The following is a 19,209-nucleotide window of genomic DNA, read 5'->3' on the forward strand; positions in this document are numbered from 1 at the left end:
AGGTGATAACAACGAATCGGCTTCAGATCAAAATTCTTCAATCCCCCGTCCTAAGAAGCCGGGCGGATATCGTATTGAGCCCCTTTCGGAAGGGGACTGCCGGCAGCGGTACTCCCAGGCTTCCTGACTATGCGGAGTACGACATGAGCATGGCCCAGGTGCTGATCTCAGCAATAGTTGGAGCAGGGACCATGGGGGCTGTCGGCTGGATCTTCTTTCAATCGCCTATTGCCGTACTCCTGCTGGGAGCGGTGGGCTTGTATGCCCCGCTGCTGCGGCACCGGCAGCTGATCCGCGGCCGTCAAGCCCAGCTCAAGCTGCAGTTCAAGCAGATGCTCGCCGCCCTGTCGTCCTCGCTGGGCGCAGGACGCTCGGTGGAGTCGGCGTTCGCCGAAGCGCTGCAGGATCTCGGACTGCTGTATCCCGACCCGGATACGATGATCGTCCGTGAAGTACGGATGATCCTCCGGCGTCTCGAGAACGGGGAGACGATCGAGAGCTCGCTGCTGAACTTCAGTGCCCGGGCCCACATCGACGAGATCAGCCAGTTCGCAGAGGTATTCGTCACCTGCAAGCGGACGGGAGGCAATCTGGTGCAGGTCATCCGGCGAACGGCGCTGGTGATTCAGGAAAAGCTCGATATCGAGCAGGAAATCGGCGTCATGCTGGCGCAGAAGCGCTTTGAGTCGCGGGTTCTTTCTGCCGCCCCGGTGCTGTTCATTGCCTTTCTGGTATGGACCACACCTGAGTATATGGAACCTTTGTATCACGGGGGCGGAACGGTCATTATGGGAGGTGCGCTGCTGGTTCTGTATGCCTGCTATCTCATCACCCAAAAAATTATGGACATAAAGGTGTGACGCGCCGTGTGGATGTTAGTGCTTTTGCTTGCGCTGCTGGGAGGTGCCGCAGCGGCCGCCAGGGCAGGCCGCCCGCTGTACGGGGCATGGGTCCGTGAGCATCAGACCCTGAAGTCCTCGGATCTCCTGTATTGGGGGAGCCTCGCCGCCCTGTGGCTGATGGACCGCGCCCGTCTTAGCGACAAGCTGTCGGAGCCGCTCGGCAAGGTGTTTCAGATCATGGTGGGGCTGCACGGCGCAAAGCCGGCGCTCGCCCATACCAAGTGGTTTGCCGCCAAAGCCCTCGTGCTCTCATACGGCATGCTGTGCCTCTCCACGTTGGCCGGCTGGGCGGCCGGAGGCAATGCCGAGATGCTGGCTTACGGCATCGTGCTGATGCTTTTCGTCCCTTTTCTGATGTACCGGGGATCTGCCGGGGAACTGAAGGCTCGCCGGAGGCAGATGCTGATCGAGCTGCCGGAGCTGCTGAACCGGATCATGCTCCTGGTCGGCGCAGGCGAGACCGTGCCCCAGGCGCTGATCCGAACGGTAGAGGCCAACCGGACAAAGAACAGCCCACTCTACGAGGAGCTCGGGCAGACGGTGCAGGCTTTGAAGATGAACGCTCCTTTTGCCAAAGCGATGGAGGACTTCAGCAAACGGTGCCGGATGCAGGAAGTGTCGCTTTTTACAACAACGATTCTGCTCAACTACAAGCGCGGCGGCGATGAGCTGGTGATGACGCTCAAAGAGCTGTCCGTCACCCTCTGGGAGAAGCGCAAGGCTCAGGCCCGCACGCTCGGGGAGGAAGCCTCATCGAAGATGGTGTTTCCCATGGTGTTGATCTTTTTCGTAGTGATGGTGCTCGTAGCTGCTCCGGCCTTATTCATGATGAAAAGTTAATAACATTAATAATTAATGGAGGAAATGAAATGACAACGACAATGAAAACAGCATGGAATCGGTTTTGGAAAGAAGACGAAGGTTTGGGTACGCTGGAAATTTTGATGATTATCGCTGTGCTGCTCATTATTGCGATCGCATTACCAAATACTCCATAAGTATTAAGTAAAGGTTAGACCCAATCTACGTCTGTGATTACCCAGCCGTAGTCAAATTTTGTGATAGTAATTGACTTGAATAAACTGTTGATCAAGTCCTTCCGAGTCTCACGTTCAAGATAGGCCCAATTATCCTTAAGATGGGTAACTGTTTCGATTACCTCTTTGATTGTTATCTTAACTGGACGCTCATCGACAGGGAGGTCAGCAAGCTGCCGTTGGAGTTCCTCAACCTTCTTCATTTCCTCGTCAATCAAAGCAACGTAATCGCTATATGGAAGATTTCCATCTCCAAAAGCATACTGCCAGTTTTTTCGGCGTTGCTCACTCCTCTCGAGCTCTTTTTCGATTCTCCTCTTTTCTTCAATGACGTCTGTTTTTGCCGTTGCCACTTCTTCGAAACTGATTCCATGGTGCTGCAGATTAAAATACTCAAAAAACATTGCCTCAAACTTCATTTCTGAAATACTGCTGTGTTTACACTTACCCTTAAGTACATTGAAACAACGATAGTAATAATATTTTATTCCCTTATTTGTTGGATGCATGATGCCATGGTAAGGTCCTCCACATCGACCACACCGAATAATCGCTGAGAAGGGATATTGGTATGATGAACGTGACATTTCTTTACGTGAACGGCGTCTTATGATTTCTTGTGCTTTATCGAATGTTGCCTGATCAATGATAGGCTCATGTTCGGCGTCTCGGATCAGTCGCTCGGACTCCGGGCGACCTTTTAATTTCCAATGGTTTTTTCCTGTGTATGTGTGATTTTTCAGGATAGTTTCTATAGTACTTCCATGAAATAGTCCTCCGCGAAGTCCCGGTATATTACGTTTATTGAGGTGTTTGGCTATAGTGTGATAGCCCCATTTTTTGTTGATCATAATGCTGAAAATTTCCCGGATCAGTTCTGCACGCTCCGGAACAATAACTAAGTTCCCATCCTCATTCATCTTATACCCATACGGAGCAAATGTATTTCGCAACCCTTGATCAGCTCGCTTTGCAAGTCCTTTCTTTACTTCCTCACTCAGGTTCTCACGGAACATCTGAGCAAAGATCCCGAGGAGGTAAACAAACATCCTACCCATAGGAGTTGAGGTGTCGATATTCTCGCTGAGTGAGAGCAGCTTTACTTCGTATTTATTAACGAGTTCGACTAGGTCGTAAAGATCTGAAATGTTACGTGTCAACCGGTCTAGCTTGTGTACGATAACAGCATCAAATTTGCCAACCTTAAGATCGTTGATCAATTCCTTCACGCCAGGACGATTCAGGTCTTTAGCAGAAATACCCGGATCAGTATATACACGGACAAGGTCCCATCCTTGTAGTTTAACGAAATCAATCAACTTGTCATACTGAGCTTGCATTGAGAAGCCTTCTTCGACTTGCCCTGCTGTGGAAACTCTTGTATATATGCATGCCTTCATGAGCTTTTCACCCCCATAACGCACAATAAACTCTTCTCAAGATTTGTTGATATCGCAAGTGTGCCATTTCAAAAGACACATGAAATGTGGTGCTAATGAGTTCGATTGCTGCTTGGCGTTCTACTGGGAAGTACAATTCACGAAGCATCATAAATGGCATTGCTGCGTAAAGTGTGAAGTTTTTTGCATCCCATTCTTGCCAAGCTCTCATTGCTGCCCGAATATTCAATTGGTTTCCCGAATGGCGAAGGAAATGACAGAGTTCATGGAGGAAGTCGAACCATTGTTCTAGGGGAGTTAATTTGGAATTTAAATGTATAGTTACGGACTTATCACAAACCACAGAGCAACTAAAAGGGGACAATTCGATTTGTATCCCAAGTGCTGCCGAGATTTCTTCAACATTCAATTGTTCGGGGCGAGTTATTTTAAGCCTAAGGTATAGACTGTCAACAAAATCCTCTAAATGCGTAGTTTGATATTTGGTAAGAAGCATAATACACCTCAAAAAAAACGAATGTTTGTTCGTGATAAGGGTGAAACAAAAGCCCAAAAAATTGGGCTAATGTGTTTTGATACAAGTCAGATTAGAAGTATTGCATGCAAGATTACAATCGATACGGGAAGCGAATAGTTGATTAGAGAGGGATGTTTACCGTGGAAACATTTAGTGGGGGAGATTGTTTTAATCCGAGGATACCTAGTTTCCACGTTCTTTTTCCTGCCGAATTAGTAGCTTGGCTCTTAAAAAAGCTTTGACCTCTTCTTGGTCTTCGTGGGACAGTTTATCCCAGTCTTTAAAGTGTATATTGAGTCGTGGATCAAGAAGGGGGTCTTCTTTTCTTAAATCGGTTCTGCCTAACAAATAATCAGTCGACACATCGAAGTAATCAGCTATCTCACGTACTAATTCGAATGATGGTTCACGCTGATCTCTTTCGTACATACCCACAGCACTTTTGCTTATCTTTAACCTAGTTGCGAGCTCGTCTTGACTGAGTTTTTTTTCACTTCTTAACTCACTCATTCGCTTACCAAACGATGTCATATTCATCACCTAAGAGAAGAATAACACAAAATGTGCTAATTTAAGAAAAAGAACACGAAAAGTGTTTACAAAACACATTTCGTGGTTTATATTATGCATGTGGACACAATTCGTATCCGGAAGGGGTGACCAAGATGTCAAAAGTAGTCGGAGATAAACTTGTTTTATTGCGAGGTGAAAGAGATCGTTCAGAAGTCGCAGATGCCATAGGCATAAGTCTAAGTGCACTTCAAATGTATGAAAACGGCAATAGAATTCCCCGTGACCACATCAAGGTAAGGCTGGCTAATTATTATGGTGTTCCAGTTCAATCTATTTTTTTTGATCATTTCGAACACGAATCGTGTTCGAATGAAGGTGCAACAGCCTGATTCTAAGGAGTTAGCAAATGAGAGATGCTCAAACTGCATGGTCGGTAATCGAAGCAAAATCACTAATTCTTAAAGTAATTGTTTCTATATTGTCTGAGCGAACAACGTTGCCATACACGAAAGAAGAATTATTAATGGACTTAAAGGAATTGCTGGAAATTTTGGATGGAATCGAGAATATGGCACGGGTGGAAGGAGGTGATAAGCGTGGCTAAACATGAGAAGAAAGTGGCGAGATGGGAACTACCGCTTTACAAGCTCCCACAAGATTTATTGGTAAAAATTGTGCTCGATGTTCGCAAGAATAAGCCGAGAGATCTTCAGAAGGTTGTTGGGGAAAAGCCCGTCTCCTAGGGCGACGGGCGTTGGGGGGAGGTGAGGGGGATGTGATCTGATAAGCCAATCATAACCTCTACTCGGTAATGGCACCAATCCACCTTGGAATAAATTCCAACCTGGACTGAAAGGAGGTGAGAGATGTGATTATTACCTCGAAAGAAGTAAGCGCTGAGTTGCGGAAGAAACGCAGAGCCGCTGGGTATTCGCAGGAAGACATGGCAGGATATCTGGGCGTTACCCAGGCGACAATCAGCAAGTATGAGCGCGGCCGCATACCCGATGCTGCTACATACAAAATGTGGCTTTGGTTTTGCGAGAACCCACCGATAGCAAGGTTCGAAATCAATTTGGACGGGAGGAATAATCAACATGCGTAAGCAGATGACGGATAGTGAATGGCGGGGCCAGTTGGTGGCCTGGAAGAAGAGCCGGACGGTGATTGAAGGTATGGACATTATCGATAAGCTTATCGCCGAGTCCGAGCACGAAATGGAACTGGCAACTGCTAAAAAGGAAAAGACTCGCCGGTCGGGGCGAGCCTCGTTGAGAAGCCGGTTAAAGTTTCTCATGCTGTTATTTTACCACAGAACGAACGTTCGTGGGAAGGGGGCGTCCCCGGATGCCTGACTCCATTACTTACGACTTCTACGAATGCCAAGAATGCTGCCTTGGTTACGCAGTTGAATCAGAGCAACTCGAGGAACCGGCTTGCCCCAGTTGCTCTGAAACGAATGCTCGATACGTGATCTCCCGTGAGATAAAAATGAGCGAAGGAGCAGCAGTGAGATGAAAAAGGCCACAGGTATGACGAGAAATCTTGATAGTTTGGGACGGATTGTGATTCCAAAGGAACTTCGAATGAACATGGATCTCGATTTACATGATCCATTGGAGATATTCATAGATGGTGATGAAATCATTCTCCGGAAATACTCTCCTGGCTGCTCACTTTGCGGCCAGGTAGATAATCCCATTACCTCAGTGTATCCAGGTAAGAAGATCTGCACCACCTGCATTAAGATAATCGCGGAAAAAGCGGCAAAGCTCAACCGAACAGTAACTTGACCATATCTGGTGAGGGTCCGGTACGCCGGTCCTTCAGAGATGCGGCCAAGCCTCATCAAAACATTGTCGGGAGTGATTAGTGAATGGCAAAGGGTAAGATGCAAGTTCGTTTTACTGCGGAAGAAAAGCAAATGGTGGAGAAGCTCAATGAGGAAATGGTTCCAGCGGCGAAGATTGCAGAGCAGCTGAATGAAAAATTCCACAACAACACTTCAATTCGCAAAGCCCAATCCGTCTACTACATGCTCAAAGCCATGAAGAAGTCCACGGAGACATCTGCCAACTAATTTCTTTTGGAAAAAAGGAAAGAACCCGCCTGCCAGCGGGCTCTGAAAAAACCAATCTGCCGCCAGTGTACCATGCTGGCGGACTTTACATCAAGGGGGGGAAGACGGTGCCATTAAGAGCATCCAAATCGGACCTTTTGAATCGCCTCGAAACCACGCTCGATGAGAATGAAGAATACATTGGGAGTACGGTTTGGAAAGCGTTAGAGGAAGCATTTGAACGTGTTGATGACGAGGCCGATGAGATCGAGAGCAAACTTGAAGAAGCTCAACAGCGAATCGATGAGCTTGAATCGGCACTGGAGGCGCTGAAATATGCAGGCTCTTAAATTGGTTAGCGTTAAGGACATGCCAAGGGAAGATTGGCTCGAGTACCGCAGAAAGGGCATCGGCGGCAGTGATGTCGCCCCCATCTGCGAGCTCTCGAAGTACAAATCGCCCATGGCAGTCTACCTGGATAAGATCGGTGAGTTGCCACCGCTAGAGGATAACGACAAGATGAAAGCCGGCCGAATGCTCGAGCCGCTAATCGCCAAGTGGTTCACCGAAGAGACCGGGATCCGTGTCATGCAGCAGCACTCGATCTTCCAACATCGGGAGCACGATTTCATGCTCGCCAACATTGACCGGTGGGTTATCGGGAAGAACGAGGGCCTGGAGATCAAGAACACCTCCGAATACAACCGTGATGAATGGGCGGGCGACAAGGTGCCGGTGGAGTACATGTTGCAGTGCAATCATTACATGGCTGTCACCGGTGCTGAACGCTGGTACGTTGCCGTTCTAATCGGCGGCTGGGACTTCCAGTGGCGCATTATCGAGAGGGATGAGGATTTGATCCGGAACCTCATCGAAATCGAGTACAACTTCTGGCATAACCACGTTTTAACCAAGCAGCCGCCGGCATATGGACACCAGGATACAGGGCTCCTAAAAGATCGGTTTCCGGAATCTCGGCCCGGGGCGAATATGGAACTTGGCGAGGAGCATTCCGATCTCATGCGGCTGGTCTTTGACAGCAAGAAAGCACTTAAGCGAGCTGAGGAAACACACGAGACAGCGAAGAACCGCATGAAGTCCGTTATGGGCGACCATGAGACAGCTTGGTTCCAGGGCGAGCCGGTGTTCACCTGGAAGTCTAACAAGAAAGGTGTCCGAAGCTTCAAAATTGTTGGAGGTGATGAGTAACCATGGCAGCCCCTGCTAAAGCAACAGATCAAAAGGAACTCGGTAAGGCACTAGCCAACAAGGCCGCGGCTGGCAACGGCCAAGGAAAGACCATTGCCCAGCTCTTCGATGAAATGAAGCCCGCAATCGCTCAAGCGATTCCCAAACACCTCACACCTGAGCGATTACTCCGTATCGCAACAACCTCGATCCGAACCAACCCCAAGCTGAAAGTCTGCACTCCTGAGTCCCTACTTGGCGCCGTTATGCAGTGCGCCCAGCTTGGCCTGGAGCCCTCCATTTTAGGTCATGCATACCTGGTACCCTACCGTAACAAGAAGAAGGATGCAGCCGGCAAGGACTTGGGCTGGTTCGACGAGGCACAGTTCCAGATCGGTTATAAAGGCTATATCGAGCTCGCACGCCGGACGGGCCATGTCTCCAGCATTGTGGCACAGGCTGTACATGAAAAGGACCTGTTCGAGTACGAATACGGCATTGATGAGAAGCTCCGTCATGTACCCGCTGATGGAGACCGCGGCCCTGTGACCAAGTATTATGCTTACGCCAAATTCAAGGATGGCGGTTATTCCTTCATGGTGATGAGCAAACGAGATATCGAACTGCATCGCGATAAATTCTCCAAAGCAAAGACGTATGGCCCCTGGGTAGATCACTTTGATGAGATGGCAAAGAAGACGGTCCTCAAAGCCTTGATGAAGTACATGCCGATCTCGGTGGAGTTCCAGAAGGCCGTATCCATGGATGAGACGACCAAACGGGAGGTCTCCGACGACATGTCCGAGGTGATCGATGTGACCGACTGGAGCGAAGCTCAGGCCGATGATACGGGTGAGGCTGATGTGCAGCGAGACCCCGATACCGGCTTTCCTAGTAACCGGCCGCCTGAAGACGAGGTTGCGTTTGAATGATGGAAAGTGCTCCGCTGACGAAATCGATGATCAGCCAAGACCTATGGACTCTAATGGAATCCGAGCCGGATCGGTTTAAGCAGGAGGTCAAATCATACTTCGCTCGTACATATCCCGGCTTCGTTGTTGTGAGGGCGAAGTATCCTCTGATCTATTTACGAGATGAGCGCGTGAATAACGTTTAGGAGGTGCGCCGGATGGCGAATCCACAGACAGAAAACGGATATATCCGCATAGCAAACGAGATCTGGGACGAAGTCATCCGGCGTGACTTCTCCAAACGGCAGAAAGACATTATGCACTTTATATGGCGGCTCTCATATGGCTGCCGCAAGAAAGCAGCATTCATCCCTAAACTTGTCCATTTTGAGCTCTGCGGTGTTGGTAAAAATCATATCAAGGATGAGCTTCTTTATCTCGAGTCCTGCAAGGTGCTGTTTTGGGACCGAGAAGCTAAATTGTTCGAGGTCAACAAGAACTACGATGAGTGGCAAGTCTCCCCGGTAAAAGGGTGGGATGAGTTCCGATTCGAGGAATTAATCGCTCTGAACCTGAAAGAAAGTTCCCAAAACGGGAACGAAAAAGTTCCTGAAACAGGAACAAAAAAGTTCCCGAAACAGGAACTTTCTAAAGACGGTGAAAACGAAAAGTTCCCAAAAGAGGAACTTCTGAGTTCCCAAAACAGGAACTTTTCCGGCGAAAAAGTTCCCAAAACAGGAACTGGGACCCCCGATGAACCCAGTCCTGGCGCGGGATCTCAGCTCCGTAAAGACATTATTAAAGACAGTAATAAAGACAGTAGTAGTACTACTAAGGTAATACCGATGAATCAAGTTACAGGGCATGGCCGCCACCAGGACTTCTCTTTCGGCCGAATCTACTCCATTTACGAGAAGCACTTCGCAGTGGATGGCAAGGTCAGCGAGTTTGAGGTCCAGGACCTTGGATTCCTGTTTGATGACTATGGGGGCGAGTGGGTGTACGAGGCGATGCGAGAGGCAGCGAGGTACAAGGTTTTCACACTTGCTTATCTTACCAAGGTCTTAAAGGGATTCAGGGCTCGGGGCGGCACGCAGAAAGAGGAGCCGCTGCAGGTGGTCGGAGGACAGCCCATTTACCAAATGGCAGAAGACGATCCCATAACTCAGCAATTACGTGAGGTGTATCAGGCGTATGCTGCAAACGGAAGCTCTTGAAATGGTCATCCTTGGATCGGTCTTTGAGGATCCGAGCCTCGCCCGGGAAGTTATGGCTACGGTGACGATAGACATGTTCCGGCAGCCCTGGAACCGCAACTTGTACCGGATGATGGCCTGGCTGGAGAAAAACGATCACCCGGTGAATTACACGAATATCTCCACCTATTTCGCTAAAGACATGGGCAAGATCGGCGGGGTTGAGTATCTGCTCAAAGTCATCGGGTCGGTCGTTTCCGTGAGTGAAATTCGCGAAAACATGAAGCTGCTGGCAGAACTCGATGCCCGCCGGAAGCTCTCCCAACTGATCGAGCAGACCAGGGCACTCATTGACGATCCGGCCGCCGGCAGGTTCGACGAGATTCTGGATACCTTCGAGCAGAAGGCGTTGGAGATTCGGCCTAAGGTGAGCCAGGAAAACAAATCGGGGGACCGGATCCGGACATGGTTTGAGAACCTGTTGCTCCGTAAACAGAACCCGAGCTTGGCGTTCGGAGTGCTTACCGGCTGGGATCCGCTTGACCGTATGACCCTCGGTTTTCAACGGAGTAACCTGATTGTCATCGGCGCGAGAACGAGTATGGGGAAGTCTGCATTCGCAAACGAGATTAAGGTCAGGGCATCCTCCCTTGGAAACAAGGTGGCCGATTTCAGCCTCGAGATGACAATCGATCAAATCTACAACCGGATGGCCTCGACGATGTGTGGCATCCCCTTGCAGGCTATACGGATCGGAAATCTGACAGACTTCCAGATCGGCCTGATCGCAGACAAGCTGGACGAGTTCGCTAAGATTCCAATCGACGACTCCAGGGGTGTGACAACGGAATACATCACCTCGGAGATGCGGCGGATGAAAAGGCAAGAGGGGCTCGACCTTGTAGTTGTTGATTACCTACAGGAGATCAACGAGACAGCCGAGCAGAACGATAACGGCGGCTCAGCACTTCATCGGGTATGCCAGAAACTGCGCGCTGCAGCCAAAGATTGCGATTGTGCAGTCATCGGACTCTCCCAGGTAAAACAAGATGTGGACAGCAGGGCAAACAAGCGGCCCATGGTTTCGGATCTTTCAGGCAGTGCGGCGATCGCGGCTGTCGCGGATGACATTCTGCTCCTGTACCGGGATGAGTATTATAACCCGGAAACTTCGGACAAAGGTATTCTCGAGGTCAACGTGGCCAAGCAGCGGAACGGCCCCACGGGTATCGTGAAATTGAAATACGATAAGGACACTCAAAAAATCACAGTGTGAGGTGAGGGGCCATGAATCGCTGGCACGTTTACGAGTGGCTAAAGCAAACATACATGGCTACTGGAACGGTCCCCACGATGGGGCAGGCTCAACAGAAGTTCTCAAGCCATGTGGATCCGGAGGAGCTGACGGAAGGAATCGATGAGTTCCTCACGGCTATCCGGGAGCATCGCACGGAGGAGGCAGGTTTATGCGAAATGTAGACGGTCCTCTGTTTCAGACAATTCACCGGTTTGTGATTTTCGACGGCAAGGAGCAGTTGGGTGCAGTGTACGTCTTATCTGAACGATTCATCTTTGCTCCGAAGAAAGCGCGCCGCGGCCTGCGCTGCGTGAAGGTGGTGGGATACTGATGGATCCGATAGCAAGAGCAATCATTAAGCGCGTGATCGATGTTCTGGAGACGAAGGCAAGGGAGCTGCAGGTGCCTAACATTCCGGGGGCAGGATCAGAATACGTGGATGGATTTAAGACAGGCAAGGCTGTTGGCTTATTCCAAGCGAGCATGGAGCTTGAGAAGGTGCTGGAGGATGCCTAGGTACGTAGGGATAGATCCCAGCACAAAGACCGGGCTTGTTGTTCTGGATGAGGATGGCGAGGTTTGGGAGGCCCGGGAGCTTGAACGAATAGGCGAAAACCCGGAAAGGATGCATGACCTGATTTGCCAGGTAGGCCAGCTAATTCAGCCAGAGGACAGGGTAGCGATAGAGGGTTTCGGGTTTGCCAGTCAACGTGGCTTTGAGCTGGGCGGCATTGGCTGGGGAATCCGGCTGAACCTTTATGCGAGGGATATCAGATACATCGAGGTAGCACCTTCGCAGCTGAAGAAATTCACCGGCGCCGGGGGAACTGCTGCGAAAGAGGTGGTTGCCGTAGAGACATACAAACGCTGGGGATTCCAGCACAAAAGCAACAACGTCACTGACGCCTTTGTGCTCGCTCAGATCGTTCGAGCTATGGATGAGCCGGTGAAGCTGCTGAAAGTGCAGCAGGAAGTCATACAAAAACTGAGAGGATGATCCAAATGGTTGCTGCTAAGGGGAAAGCGAATATCGGTGGGATTACAGTGGGTTCTAAGAACGTGAAGATCGTTCTTGAGGTCAGTAAGCGTGACTTCTTCAAGAACGCTAAATTCTTCGAGAGTGATCCGGAAGAGGTAGACTTTGTGCTCGGTGACATGCAGATGAGCATCTCGGATTACCTTGAATCTTCTGCTTCATCAAAAGCACTGGTGCCTGTGGACAGTTCGGATGTTAAAGAGTCGTTGGAAGATGAGGAGCAGGGAGTACTCTTTGATCAGCAACAGGATCAGCAGCAGGGGGCACAGGAAGACCAAGCGGCGCCAAATCCTGATCTTGAAGTGAGCTTTGAAGACGGAAATGTTCCGACCGATGGTGGACAAGCTGCTGAGGATGATGGTCAGGTAGAGGGTAAGGACGAAGCTGAGGGTGTAGGTGACTCCGGCTCGGAGCCCAGCAAGGAGGAAGTCGAAGAACACATTCTAAAAGAGCAACCCCGGTACGATGATGTTGAGTTTGACCCAGCTCTATTTGTTGAAAAGGTCGAGACGCAAAGCAGTTGGATGGATATAGCCTCGAAGTATGGGCTTAGCTCCAATCAACTTCAAAAGGCATGGGCCAAATATAAAAATCGGGTGGCTGAGAAATTGAAGCGGAAAGGTGCCGCATAAGAGGATCTGCTTCTTAAATTGGAGGCGATTTATTTGCTTAAAGTTACAGTTTATTTAAAGTCAGGACAAGTAATTAACTTTTCGTGCGAAGAATGCATTTTTTCTTTCGATACATCGACCTGCGAATATGTCGGATACGAGATTAAGGGATTTTAGAATTCAAAAGGGTTAGCTTTGTGCCAAGTCAAATAGCAGCCTACACAACAAAATAAATAGGACGGTGACCTATGCAAGTCGGTCAGAAGGTCTTCTTGAGACCCATTGGTGGACGCACTAGGGACGCTAAGGATGCCGTCATCACAAGGGTCGGACGGAAATATTTCGAAGTAGGACGTCTGAAATTCCTTATTGAAAATAAGTTGGAGGTTTCGGAGTGCGGACCCAATTGGATGGTCTATCTTGATGAGCAAGAGCTCAAGGATGAGCAGGAAATGTTGGATATTGGACGCGAGCTTGGAATTCTCTTCGGGTCGTACGGTAGACCGAAACTTACATTGGACCAACTCCGCAGGATAAAAGCAATTGTATATGAGACAACAAAATGATTATTTTGATTGCTCAAACAAAGGAGGGAGCCATGAGAGCGATAAGCTTGTTTACAGGTGGGGGCGGTCTCGATCTCGCAGCAGAATGGGCAGGAATACGTACGGTAGCGATGTGTGAACGTGAACCATTCCCGCGAGCTGTACTTCAGAGGCATTGGCCGAATGTTCCGATTTACGATGATGTTTGCACCTTAACAGCAACACGATTAAAGGAGGATGGAATCATTGGCCCAAGACGAACAATTGACGTTATTCACGGAGGATTTCCTTGCCAGCCATTTAGTAACGCCGGGAAGCGAGGAGGCACGGAAGATGACCGTTACCTCTGGCCACAGATGTTTCGCATTATATCGGAAGTCCGGCCCGCTTGGGTCGTTGCTGAAAATGTTGATGGGCTCCTCTCAATGGAGCAATCCGATAGTTATGTTGTCATGGAGGACGAAACAACTCTATGCGAAGAAACGGAAATGGTACTCGAAACAATCCGGCGAGACTTTGCGGAAGAAGGATATGAAACCATCACAATTGTGCTTCCAGTTGCAGGTGTCGGCGCCCCGCACCGGCGATACAGGGTCCTTATTGTGGGCCACACCGAATGCAGCGGATGCGATTGGGAGTCATGGAGGAGGACAGGGCCGCAGCTTGAGAACAGACATCGCGACTATGAAGGCAGGTTTATGGCCGACTCCTCAATCAAGAGACTATCGGAGTGGAGACGAACCGGACTCGTTTCGGGCACAACGGAAAATGAAGCAAGGGTGGAGTTCGAACTTGAACGATTCGGTCAAAATGTGGCCGACGCCACGGGCAAACGATGCGGAGAAGCGAGGGAAAATCAATGTAGAGGAAGCACGGAACGGACTGCCGGCTGCAGTGAAGATGTGGCCGACTCCAGCGGCTCAAGACGGCAAGAACGCGACTCTTCCTCCGAGCCAGAAATATCGGGATACAATAGCAGGAGCTGTGATGAGAGAAGGGCACGCAGGGCAGTTAAATCCGGAATGGGTGGAATGCTTGATGGGATTTCCGATTGGTTGGACCGATATCGACCAAGAAATATCAGACTTAGATCGGATGGAGGATTAGAAGTCCTATGGCCGGCAGCAATGGGGCAGTCACAATATGAATGGGAGCCGCCCCGGGTGGCTTCCGGTATAAAGAATCGCACAGGACGACTTAAGCTGCTCGGGAATGCCGTATCACCGGCACATCTATATCCAATTTTTACATTCATTAAGCAGATTCATAACCCGCCAAGATGATGATTAAATAAGGGGAATGGTTAAGAAAGAGACCCATCGTTAGAGATATGGGTCAGGATTTATCAACTCATAATAAGACTCAAAATCCTCGAGAGTTTTGGCGTAACGATTACCTTGTTTGTCTCGGTACAATATACAAACCAACCCATCATGTGGTGCAGTTTCAAAAACAATATCTCCAAGGACTTCGATTTGATAGTATCCGTGCTTGTGAGTGGGGTTAAACTCCCCCACTTCCTTTGTAATGGTACCCATAAATCATGGAGGTAATATGAGAAATCGAATTATGCCGGTAGATGTTACGGAGCTTGACCTCGCTTTCGGAGGAGACAGAAAGAAATTGCTGCCTCCTATGAACGAAATCCCTTATGAGTTCTAGGATGACCTGACTAAGTGGAATGATCTTATAGGAAAATGGTTTTTCAAGGGTCTGATTCAGCTTGATGTAACCCCTAGGGAAGGCGTTGATCGGGAAAAAGCACTTAGACATGTGTCAGCTTGCTTGAGGTCCTTTGACCCGAAACATGAACATAAAGAAGCAGGATGCGCATACCTGATGAGCCAGTTCTTCGAGGATAATTTTAGCTTTGAAGTTGCAAAACGTAACTGAGTTAACTGAGATAAAGGAGGCAACCATGCTCACCATTTCATACTTGAAACACCCAACGGGTAACTATATAGCCAAATTCGATAACCAATCCATCATGGTTCTGCAGAAAGTATTTCGGAGGATCACGGGTGTAAGTCCAGATTCAGTAAGCGGCTGGACTGAGGTAGAAAAGCAGGATCTGTCGCAGTTGGGATTCATTGCAGATTAGATTAACAAAAGGCCCCGTCGATCTTGGGAGGATCGGCGGGGCTAGGATCTGAGTAATAACGCACGACCACAGTATACCATACGGTGAGGGGTGCGGGGATGTCGATATTGTTTAAAATGGAGGAATTGTTTCCCAAGGCGTCTAAAACTGATATTGTACGCACAAAAGCTTACCTCAGCCAATATAAAGAGAAGAAACGCCGGGTTGAAATGTTTGAACGGAATCCACCTCAGACAGATGAATTGAGGGAGATCGAAGCTAATCTGATTAAGTTCACCAGGCTTCTGGAAAGAGCAGTTGCCCAAATCATCCACGATGATGTCCGTAAGGTGATCGAATACCGATTCCTTAAGGGGAATTCCCGAGCTGCTACAATCCTTCGATTTGAGTCGTGGGAGTGTTCTGACAAAACCATAGACCGCAAAATCAATGAAGGGATCGAATCGGTGGCAAATACGTTATTATACATGGAGTAAAATACAACTAAAAACATGAGAAGGTACAGCACACAAAGCAAATGTCGTTAATGCTGTGCCATCTCTTGTTAAATAGCTTTTAATGGTTTAGTGAGAGGAAAGAACCTAAAACATTTTTTATAATGTAGATATACAATTACTTATAAAGTACTATGAAAATTAAGAATGATAGGAGAAAGGAAAGAACTAGATGAAAGGGTTTGAAGCATTTTATAAAAAGTCTCCAGAAGAGATTAAGGATATGTGGAATGAGTGTATTTTTGTTTTTGATGCGAATGTTCTTTTGAATTTATATAGGTATTCAAAAGAAACCAAAGAAGATCTGCTGTCAATCTTTAAGAATCAACAGAATAAAATCTGGATTCCACATCAAGTTGCTTTGGAATTTCATTTTAACCGCCCAAATGTTATTCAAGATCAATCTGATTCTTATGGAAGTATTCTGTCTACATTGAATAGAAAGTCAAGTGATTTTATTAATGATCTAAATGAAGACTTGAAAGAGTATAAGAAAAGGCATCCTGGTATCATTATTGAGGATCTTCTTAGTAAAGTGTCGAAAACTATTGAGGAAGTTAGTAATCAAATTAAACAAGCTGAGTCAGAGCACCCTGATTACTTAGATAATGATCCAATTCTGAATGAATTATCTGAATTATTTTCAGATAGTATTGGTGAGCAATATGACCAATCTAAGCTTGATCAGATCTATCAAGAAGGTGATAAAAGATACAAAGCAAAAATTCCACCAGGGTATAAGGACTTAGAGGACAAGAAGGGCAAAAAAAAATATTGGAATAATTTGATTTTTTCTGATGAATACGGTGATTTGGTTGTTTGGAATCAAATAATTGATAAAGCAAAAACTGATTCGGTAAATGTTGTATTTGTTACAGAAGATGAAAAAGAAGATTGGTGGCAAATAGTAAATAGAAGAGTTACGTTGGGACCTCGTATTGAACTAATTGAAGAATTTCGACGAAAAACTGAAAAGTCGTTTTATATGTACAAAACCTACAGATTTTTACAGTTTGCTAAGGAAACGTTTCAACACGAAGTTCGTTCAGAATCTATAAAGGAAACTCAAGAAATTGGAAATCAAATTTCCTCAGACTTAACTATATCTGAGTTTGATAAAATAATAAGTTATCATGATATGAAGCACTATAAGTCTTTAAAAAATAGTGCAATAAGTATAGATGATAAAATGTACGCAGAAGAGTGGTTCAAGAATATTATAAATAACAAATATGAGATTGCGTTAGTGAGAAATAAATATGAAGTTGAATTTGTAGCTATAATTGATTTCAATTTGGAAAAGTTACTACAGGAAATTAATAAGAGTTCCCTGCGAGAGATTATTACGGGGATTGATAATACAAGTTTGAACTATATGAGCGGTGAAAAAAATACTTTGTATATCACCCTTAATCGGAACGTACATAGAAATGATATAAGAAGAGGACTGCAGGATATTGAATTTATTGAGATACAACGAGTTATGGAAAGTAATTTCTAGATATTATTTAAAAGAATGTCCATTTCCTGTCCTAGCACTGACAAGACGATGACTGCAAACCAAGGGTACAGTAGAACCACAGAGCCAAGAACGGCTCGGGTGATGTCTACTGTACCCTTATTATCGTAGGCACTCGGTCATGCTGTGGGATTTCGATCCTTAGACGCCGGTCGTCGAGGGTGTGATATGAGGATGGGTGAAATGCCCCTAATTTCATTTATTTATCTATTCATGCTAGTTAAGTGGTTACAGGCTTATCCTAGTTAATTTTATAAATGAAAAATAATTATCTAACACACTCTAATATTTCTAGGTATTGACTGAACAAGAGGCCGATGTGTAACCTTGGAGAAAAGGCTTATCTCTGGGAGAGATGAAAATTGGACGTTTGGAATCAGCTGGCAATATATGAAAGTAGAGATTCAATTACCCGTCATTATGAGAAAAGGCATAGTAAAAGCCTTAAATCAGCGAAGGCAGAAGAAATAATATCACAATTAGCACAGGGCAGAGAATTTTTTAGGAGTGCTAAAGATGCTTCTTATCTCGTTAAGCCACTATTGCTGTATTATGGTGTGATTTCTCTTAGTCGGGGACTAATCTTATTTTTAAATCATGAACTTCGTGAAAACTCTTTAAAACCTTCACATGGACTAATGGAAAATGATTGGAGACAAATACTTCACAGTGGTAACAGCAGGCTGGGAGACATAACTGCAGAAGTTACCCAAGGCACGTTTTCAGAATTAGCAAGGGTAACACATAATATTGAAAGAGTGCTATTACCCAACTCAAATGAACAAAGACAGTGGTCAAGGTTAGGGACAAAGGAATATCCGCATAAAACCAAATTCAATTTAAAAGAAATTCTCAAAAGATCGCCTGAGATTCGGGAGATATTTGAAAAGACATTTCATGAAAGGACTTTTTGCTACGGACTGTCTATTAAAGCTCATGGTAGTATAGGGACAGTAATGGATATTTATTGTGACAAGGACTCACTAAATGCGTCCAACATAAAGGAAAAATTTAGGGTGCCAATAAAGGCAACTGAAAACTTTGAAGAAGGCCATTTTTATCTTAGTTGTATAGTCTCCCATTTTAGTGAAGATGAGTTGAGTTCCAACCTTCCTCCTATCTTTGAAGGACACCTCGGCTATGTTACACTTCCGTTCGATGATGGTATTAAACTATCTACATTAAGCAGATTGTATCTACTTTCTTATTTCCTAGGGATTCTTGTTAGGTATTACCCAACTAACTGGACTCAGTTAGTAACTAGACAAAAAGGAGACTTAATATACCCGGTGCTTAATGCTGTAGTTGAGCTAGTTGAAAACAAATTTCCCATCAAGATTCTTGAGGAAATTGGGGGCCTAGATTCTGAATATCCAAGAAAATACGCATACATACCATCTGATTTCCCTTTGCCTTACTAAATAAAGTAAGGCTTTTTTTATTATATAGGGAAGAAAGGAATAACAGGAGTGAAGCCGAAGAGACCTTGTAGTTACCCTTTGTGTCCCGAGCTGACTGAAGGCCGTTACTGCCAGACCCATCAAAAACAAACCGTTAGGCAGTACGATAAGCAGGCGAGGGATCCAAAGCTCGTATCCTTTTATAAGTCTTGGGCTTGGTTATCTACGAGGCGGGCTGTCCTGGTACGTGACAACCACTTGTGCCAACACTGCCTGAAGGAGCAGCGTCTTACATCGGCCGTTATGGTCCACCACATACAAGAGGTACGTGAGGCATGGGATATGCGATTGAAGCTCGACAACTTAATCAGTCTATGCGATGCCTGTCACAATAAAGTGCATAGGAGTGGATGATTAATGGAGCGATTAACATTTGAGCCTTGGTTTAGAGATTTGTTGATCCTGCTTCAGGAAGTCCTGCAC

General features: G+C 46.7%; 29 protein-coding genes. 26 read left to right on the top strand and 3 right to left on the bottom strand.

What is annotated here, in order from left to right:
* Window positions 1-2: 2 nt before the first annotated feature.
* Genes ACP26L_RS15495 through ACP26L_RS15505 form a run of 3 tightly spaced genes read left to right on the top strand, consistent with a single transcriptional unit; the run spans window position 3 to window position 1,900 of the window.
* Window positions 3-860 carry a type II secretion system F family protein gene (locus ACP26L_RS15495; RefSeq protein WP_426453783.1) on the top strand — a complete coding sequence of 286 codons (858 nt, stop codon included), beginning with the start codon at window positions 3-5 and terminating at the stop codon, window positions 858-860.
* A gap of 12 nt (window positions 861-872) precedes the next feature.
* On the top strand, window positions 873-1,742 hold the full coding sequence (locus ACP26L_RS15500; protein ID WP_426454969.1) for a type II secretion system F family protein: 870 nt from the start codon (window positions 873-875) through the stop codon (window positions 1,740-1,742).
* 29 nt (window positions 1,743-1,771) lie between these two features.
* Complete coding sequence (locus ACP26L_RS15505; protein WP_426453786.1) at window positions 1,772-1,900, top strand: hypothetical protein; 129 nt, start codon at window positions 1,772-1,774, stop codon at window positions 1,898-1,900.
* Between the two features lie 14 nt (window positions 1,901-1,914).
* Here ACP26L_RS15505 and ACP26L_RS15510 read toward each other — a convergent pair whose 3' ends face one another.
* From ACP26L_RS15510 to ACP26L_RS15520, 3 genes are all read right to left on the bottom strand, one after another.
* Complete coding sequence (locus tag ACP26L_RS15510; protein ID WP_426453789.1) at window positions 1,915-3,339, bottom strand: recombinase family protein; 1,425 nt, start codon at window positions 3,337-3,339, stop codon at window positions 1,915-1,917.
* A gap of 7 nt (window positions 3,340-3,346) precedes the next feature.
* A complete protein-coding gene (locus tag ACP26L_RS15515; RefSeq protein ID WP_426453791.1) occupies window positions 3,347-3,835 on the bottom strand; it encodes an ImmA/IrrE family metallo-endopeptidase in 489 nt (162 codons plus the stop codon).
* Between the two features lie 204 nt (window positions 3,836-4,039).
* The gene (locus ACP26L_RS15520; protein ID WP_426453793.1) at window positions 4,040-4,366 is read right to left on the bottom strand and encodes a helix-turn-helix domain-containing protein; all 327 of its coding nucleotides are present in this window, start codon (window positions 4,364-4,366) and stop codon (window positions 4,040-4,042) included.
* Between the two features lie 155 nt (window positions 4,367-4,521).
* Between ACP26L_RS15520 and ACP26L_RS15525 the strand changes: the two genes are divergently transcribed.
* The 23 genes from ACP26L_RS15525 (at window position 4,522) to ACP26L_RS15635 (ending at window position 19,140) form a co-directional block, all read left to right on the top strand.
* Window positions 4,522-4,758 carry a helix-turn-helix transcriptional regulator gene (locus tag ACP26L_RS15525; RefSeq protein ID WP_426453794.1) on the top strand — a complete coding sequence of 79 codons (237 nt, stop codon included), beginning with the start codon at window positions 4,522-4,524 and terminating at the stop codon, window positions 4,756-4,758.
* 17 nt (window positions 4,759-4,775) lie between these two features.
* Window positions 4,776-4,973, top strand: coding sequence for a hypothetical protein (locus tag ACP26L_RS15530; protein WP_426453796.1), 198 nt, complete (start codon window positions 4,776-4,778; stop codon window positions 4,971-4,973).
* Entirely contained in the window at window positions 4,966-5,112 is a 147-nt protein-coding gene (locus tag ACP26L_RS15535) for a hypothetical protein (protein WP_426453797.1), read from the top strand. Before ACP26L_RS15530 ends, ACP26L_RS15535 begins: the two co-directional genes overlap by 8 nt.
* Window positions 5,113-5,237: 125 nt before the next feature.
* Entirely contained in the window at window positions 5,238-5,474 is a 237-nt protein-coding gene (locus tag ACP26L_RS15540; RefSeq protein ID WP_014368965.1) for a helix-turn-helix domain-containing protein, read from the top strand.
* Window positions 5,467-5,724 (top strand): hypothetical protein, encoded by a 258-nt coding sequence (locus tag ACP26L_RS15545; protein ID WP_426453799.1) that lies wholly within the window; start codon window positions 5,467-5,469, stop codon window positions 5,722-5,724. The genes ACP26L_RS15540 and ACP26L_RS15545 overlap by 8 nt, the downstream gene beginning before the upstream one ends.
* Before the next feature lie 159 nt (window positions 5,725-5,883).
* On the top strand, window positions 5,884-6,162 hold the full coding sequence (locus ACP26L_RS15550; RefSeq protein WP_426453801.1) for an AbrB/MazE/SpoVT family DNA-binding domain-containing protein: 279 nt from the start codon (window positions 5,884-5,886) through the stop codon (window positions 6,160-6,162).
* 83 nt (window positions 6,163-6,245) lie between these two features.
* Complete coding sequence (locus ACP26L_RS15555; protein ID WP_426453803.1) at window positions 6,246-6,449, top strand: hypothetical protein; 204 nt, start codon at window positions 6,246-6,248, stop codon at window positions 6,447-6,449.
* Window positions 6,450-6,586: 137 nt separating this feature from the next.
* Complete coding sequence (locus ACP26L_RS15560; RefSeq protein ID WP_426453805.1) at window positions 6,587-6,778, top strand: hypothetical protein; 192 nt, start codon at window positions 6,587-6,589, stop codon at window positions 6,776-6,778.
* Window positions 6,765-7,637 carry a YqaJ viral recombinase family protein gene (locus ACP26L_RS15565; protein WP_426453806.1) on the top strand — a complete coding sequence of 291 codons (873 nt, stop codon included), beginning with the start codon at window positions 6,765-6,767 and terminating at the stop codon, window positions 7,635-7,637. Before ACP26L_RS15560 ends, ACP26L_RS15565 begins: the two co-directional genes overlap by 14 nt.
* A gap of 2 nt (window positions 7,638-7,639) precedes the next feature.
* A complete protein-coding gene (gene recT, locus ACP26L_RS15570) occupies window positions 7,640-8,548 on the top strand; it encodes a recombination protein RecT (RefSeq protein ID WP_426453808.1) in 909 nt (302 codons plus the stop codon).
* Window positions 8,549-8,745: 197 nt separating this feature from the next.
* Window positions 8,746-9,744 carry a replication protein gene (locus tag ACP26L_RS15575; RefSeq protein WP_426453809.1) on the top strand — a complete coding sequence of 333 codons (999 nt, stop codon included), beginning with the start codon at window positions 8,746-8,748 and terminating at the stop codon, window positions 9,742-9,744.
* On the top strand, window positions 9,722-10,999 hold the full coding sequence (locus ACP26L_RS15580) for a replicative DNA helicase (RefSeq protein WP_426453811.1): 1,278 nt from the start codon (window positions 9,722-9,724) through the stop codon (window positions 10,997-10,999). Before ACP26L_RS15575 ends, ACP26L_RS15580 begins: the two co-directional genes overlap by 23 nt.
* A gap of 53 nt (window positions 11,000-11,052) precedes the next feature.
* A complete protein-coding gene (locus ACP26L_RS15585; RefSeq protein ID WP_426453813.1) occupies window positions 11,053-11,202 on the top strand; it encodes a hypothetical protein in 150 nt (49 codons plus the stop codon).
* The gene (locus ACP26L_RS15590) at window positions 11,190-11,351 is read left to right on the top strand and encodes a hypothetical protein (RefSeq protein WP_426453815.1); all 162 of its coding nucleotides are present in this window, start codon (window positions 11,190-11,192) and stop codon (window positions 11,349-11,351) included. The genes ACP26L_RS15585 and ACP26L_RS15590 overlap by 13 nt, the downstream gene beginning before the upstream one ends.
* A 32-nt stretch (window positions 11,352-11,383) precedes the next feature.
* On the top strand, window positions 11,384-11,536 hold the full coding sequence (locus ACP26L_RS15595; RefSeq protein ID WP_426453816.1) for a hypothetical protein: 153 nt from the start codon (window positions 11,384-11,386) through the stop codon (window positions 11,534-11,536).
* Window positions 11,529-12,017: a hypothetical protein gene (locus tag ACP26L_RS15600; protein ID WP_426453818.1), complete on the top strand. Its 489-nt coding sequence runs from the start codon at window positions 11,529-11,531 to the stop codon at window positions 12,015-12,017. The genes ACP26L_RS15595 and ACP26L_RS15600 overlap by 8 nt, the downstream gene beginning before the upstream one ends.
* Complete coding sequence (locus tag ACP26L_RS15605) at window positions 12,014-12,688, top strand: hypothetical protein (protein ID WP_426453820.1); 675 nt, start codon at window positions 12,014-12,016, stop codon at window positions 12,686-12,688. Before ACP26L_RS15600 ends, ACP26L_RS15605 begins: the two co-directional genes overlap by 4 nt.
* 227 nt (window positions 12,689-12,915) lie before the next feature.
* Entirely contained in the window at window positions 12,916-13,233 is a 318-nt protein-coding gene (locus tag ACP26L_RS15610; RefSeq protein ID WP_426453822.1) for a hypothetical protein, read from the top strand.
* A 32-nt stretch (window positions 13,234-13,265) separates the two neighbouring features.
* On the top strand, window positions 13,266-14,495 hold the full coding sequence (locus ACP26L_RS15615; RefSeq protein ID WP_426454971.1) for a DNA cytosine methyltransferase: 1,230 nt from the start codon (window positions 13,266-13,268) through the stop codon (window positions 14,493-14,495).
* 916 nt (window positions 14,496-15,411) lie between these two features.
* Window positions 15,412-15,789 carry a hypothetical protein gene (locus ACP26L_RS15620; RefSeq protein WP_426453824.1) on the top strand — a complete coding sequence of 126 codons (378 nt, stop codon included), beginning with the start codon at window positions 15,412-15,414 and terminating at the stop codon, window positions 15,787-15,789.
* Between the two features lie 190 nt (window positions 15,790-15,979).
* Window positions 15,980-17,308: a PIN-like domain-containing protein gene (locus ACP26L_RS15625; RefSeq protein WP_426453826.1), complete on the top strand. Its 1,329-nt coding sequence runs from the start codon at window positions 15,980-15,982 to the stop codon at window positions 17,306-17,308.
* A 380-nt stretch (window positions 17,309-17,688) separates the two neighbouring features.
* Complete coding sequence (locus tag ACP26L_RS15630) at window positions 17,689-18,747, top strand: YaaC family protein (RefSeq protein ID WP_426453828.1); 1,059 nt, start codon at window positions 17,689-17,691, stop codon at window positions 18,745-18,747.
* A 48-nt stretch (window positions 18,748-18,795) separates the two neighbouring features.
* Window positions 18,796-19,140: an HNH endonuclease gene (locus tag ACP26L_RS15635; RefSeq protein ID WP_426453829.1), complete on the top strand. Its 345-nt coding sequence runs from the start codon at window positions 18,796-18,798 to the stop codon at window positions 19,138-19,140.
* The last annotated feature ends 69 nt before the right edge of the window (window positions 19,141-19,209 follow it).

It is taken from the genome of Paenibacillus sp. S-38, from assembly GCF_049942825.1.
GTDB lineage: Bacteria > Bacillota > Bacilli > Paenibacillales > NBRC-103111 > Paenibacillus_G.

Bases quoted from the DNA above. Each gene is read 5' to 3' on its own strand.
- ACP26L_RS15500 (WP_426454969.1), top strand. From the start codon at position 873: ATGTTAGTGCTTTTGCTTGCGCTGCTGGGAGGTGCCGCAGCGGCCGCC.
- ACP26L_RS15505 (WP_426453786.1), top strand. From the start codon at position 1,772: ATGACAACGACAATGAAAACAGCATGGAATCGGTTTTGGAAAGAAGAC.
- ACP26L_RS15510 (WP_426453789.1), bottom strand. From the start codon at position 3,339: ATGAAGGCATGCATATATACAAGAGTTTCCACAGCAGGGCAAGTCGAA.
- ACP26L_RS15515 (WP_426453791.1), bottom strand. From the start codon at position 3,835: ATGCTTCTTACCAAATATCAAACTACGCATTTAGAGGATTTTGTTGAC.
- ACP26L_RS15520 (WP_426453793.1), bottom strand. From the start codon at position 4,366: ATGAGTGAGTTAAGAAGTGAAAAAAAACTCAGTCAAGACGAGCTCGCA.
- ACP26L_RS15525 (WP_426453794.1), top strand. From the start codon at position 4,522: ATGTCAAAAGTAGTCGGAGATAAACTTGTTTTATTGCGAGGTGAAAGA.
- ACP26L_RS15530 (WP_426453796.1), top strand. From the start codon at position 4,776: ATGAGAGATGCTCAAACTGCATGGTCGGTAATCGAAGCAAAATCACTA.
- ACP26L_RS15545 (WP_426453799.1), top strand. From the start codon at position 5,467: ATGCGTAAGCAGATGACGGATAGTGAATGGCGGGGCCAGTTGGTGGCC.
- ACP26L_RS15550 (WP_426453801.1), top strand. From the start codon at position 5,884: ATGAAAAAGGCCACAGGTATGACGAGAAATCTTGATAGTTTGGGACGG.
- ACP26L_RS15555 (WP_426453803.1), top strand. From the start codon at position 6,246: ATGGCAAAGGGTAAGATGCAAGTTCGTTTTACTGCGGAAGAAAAGCAA.
- ACP26L_RS15565 (WP_426453806.1), top strand. From the start codon at position 6,765: ATGCAGGCTCTTAAATTGGTTAGCGTTAAGGACATGCCAAGGGAAGAT.
- recT (WP_426453808.1), top strand. From the start codon at position 7,640: ATGGCAGCCCCTGCTAAAGCAACAGATCAAAAGGAACTCGGTAAGGCA.
- ACP26L_RS15575 (WP_426453809.1), top strand. From the start codon at position 8,746: ATGGCGAATCCACAGACAGAAAACGGATATATCCGCATAGCAAACGAG.
- ACP26L_RS15580 (WP_426453811.1), top strand. From the start codon at position 9,722: ATGCTGCAAACGGAAGCTCTTGAAATGGTCATCCTTGGATCGGTCTTT.
- ACP26L_RS15585 (WP_426453813.1), top strand. From the start codon at position 11,053: ATGGCTACTGGAACGGTCCCCACGATGGGGCAGGCTCAACAGAAGTTC.
- ACP26L_RS15590 (WP_426453815.1), top strand. From the start codon at position 11,190: ATGCGAAATGTAGACGGTCCTCTGTTTCAGACAATTCACCGGTTTGTG.
- ACP26L_RS15600 (WP_426453818.1), top strand. From the start codon at position 11,529: ATGCCTAGGTACGTAGGGATAGATCCCAGCACAAAGACCGGGCTTGTT.
- ACP26L_RS15605 (WP_426453820.1), top strand. From the start codon at position 12,014: ATGATCCAAATGGTTGCTGCTAAGGGGAAAGCGAATATCGGTGGGATT.
- ACP26L_RS15610 (WP_426453822.1), top strand. From the start codon at position 12,916: ATGCAAGTCGGTCAGAAGGTCTTCTTGAGACCCATTGGTGGACGCACT.
- ACP26L_RS15615 (WP_426454971.1), top strand. From the start codon at position 13,266: ATGAGAGCGATAAGCTTGTTTACAGGTGGGGGCGGTCTCGATCTCGCA.
- ACP26L_RS15620 (WP_426453824.1), top strand. From the start codon at position 15,412: ATGTCGATATTGTTTAAAATGGAGGAATTGTTTCCCAAGGCGTCTAAA.
- ACP26L_RS15625 (WP_426453826.1), top strand. From the start codon at position 15,980: ATGAAAGGGTTTGAAGCATTTTATAAAAAGTCTCCAGAAGAGATTAAG.